Annotated in this window: 2 protein-coding genes; both read left to right on the top strand. The window is 36.8% G+C overall.

The features are described from left to right. The first annotated feature begins 152 nt into the window (after positions 1–152). On the top strand, positions 153–587 hold the full coding sequence (locus IQO02_RS05650) for a hypothetical protein (RefSeq protein ID WP_016793472.1): 435 nt from the start codon (positions 153–155) through the stop codon (positions 585–587). Between the two features lie 168 nt (positions 588–755). Further along, the gene (locus IQO02_RS05645; protein ID WP_228006010.1) at positions 756–1,640 is read left to right on the top strand and encodes a hypothetical protein; all 885 of its coding nucleotides are present in this window, start codon (positions 756–758) and stop codon (positions 1,638–1,640) included. The last annotated feature ends 200 nt before the right edge of the window (positions 1,641–1,840 follow it).

Below are 1,840 nucleotides of genomic sequence, written 5' to 3'. Positions count from 1 at the left end.
TCGCAACACATGGCATTTTCATTGTGCGTTAGTTTTAGTGTTTAAGGTGGTATACGGTAGCTTCAGTGTTGTGTTGCTCACCACTTAAGCAAGCGTTAAATGTATGTGTCATGTCTCATGATGTTTGCTTCAATTTATAATGGAAAGACTAGATGAACTTATTTACTTTTCTGATAGATGCTATTTTAGTGGCTATGACTTATTTCAAAACAGAGAGCATTACGTCAACAGTAGTTGCAGTGGCTATAGCTTTAGTTGGTTACATCCTTGCTCAAGATAGTTCCAAGCCTTTTAGACATGCTGCAGGTGTATTTTCAATCGCATTGATCGCTAGCTTTATATTCTTCTTTGGTGCTGTTGTTAAGTGTATAGTACAATCTTTATCTAATACTGTTTTAGTAGGCATGAAAAATGATATTCAAAAACTTGGTGAGGATTTAACAATAGGAAGTACGCCTCCTTTTAATATAACTGGTGATGGGCCAACGGATTTGACCATTTTTATTTTTGGTTTTGCAGCGTTACAAATTTTATTGCCACTACTCTATTGGATGTTTAGACGTATATTTTCATTTATATTAAATTAGAACTCATACTTATCTACTTTTCAGCGGGTTTTAATCCAGTTAGCAAGGAGCATACATTTAACAAGGCGTTTAAACGGAACTAAAACAGTGGGTTACGTTTCGCTTCGCTACACATTATAACCAACTATTTTAGTCCGCTTAACGCGGCGTTAGTTCTCAGGGGGAAAGTTGGAAAATCAGCGTACAATTATTGTGAATTTATTTAGCATCATAAAAGAGCATTCACGTACCTTAGGAGTCGTTGGTGCAATATTTGGTGCAATTCTGGTTATTTACTATTGTGCTAGCATCAACCACTATCCGTCAGGACTCACAATTGCAGATGCTCTGTTTTTTATATGGGCAATTGTAGTCTTTGGGTTTTATTACTCGGTAGCTGTGTTTGGTTTCTTTATAGCTAGTGTTTTTTGGGTGTCGTTACTAGCTAAACCAATTAACTACATTTTAAAACTAAGTACATATAAAGGTGATATTGTACTTCCGCTACCAAAAAGTGACTGGTTTACAATTGTCGTCGGAGGGTTGTTTGCAAACGGTATAATTTTCAGTGCTGCATACATAAATCAACATCCCATGATTGTAATTATTGGAACTATAGTATTGGTTGCTTTGGGCTATGTGTTGGTTTCTGTGGTATCGAGTAAGTCTAATCAAACAGAGCAAATCTTAGATTCGACAGGGAGTCCGATTGTTAGCAATCGCGTAAGTAAAGATCTAGTAATAATGTGTCTCTATGCGTTTGTGTATATTACGCCACTAGTTGTGGGACAAATTGGGGGAGGTGTAACTCGTACAACATTTGAAAAAATGGGCGTACGTCAAATCGGAGTGGACCTTCTAATTGACCAAGCACGATATAAAAATGTACTACCTTGGTTAAAAACTAAAGAAGGCGCAGCTGACTTAAACTGTATACAAGGCTGTTGGTTAAAACAAGTTGATGTGCTTTTTACTAATGTTGGTGCTAATACAAAGCTGAAGCTTCACAATAGCAGTACCTATATATCTATACCAACAAAAGCAATTTTGATGACAGTGAGCACAGAGAACTAACAAACAATTTAAGAATGATTCAGCACACTTGGCATTTTTGGTTTGGATTTAGTTCAGTGTTTACGGTGGTCAAATGAAGTACCGTGGACGCGTGCTTCACACCTTAATTGGGCGTTATGTGTTTTTAGGATAAAAATGGAAATTTTCGAAATTCAACTAAGAAACTCAATCGGTCCAGTCAAGCTCGGTATGACAGAAAC

This window comes from Vibrio sp. OPT24, assembly GCF_015163545.1.
In the GTDB taxonomy this organism is placed as follows: domain Bacteria; phylum Pseudomonadota; class Gammaproteobacteria; order Enterobacterales; family Vibrionaceae; genus Vibrio; species Vibrio cyclitrophicus.
This window is presented reverse-complemented; position numbering and strand designations above follow the sequence as displayed.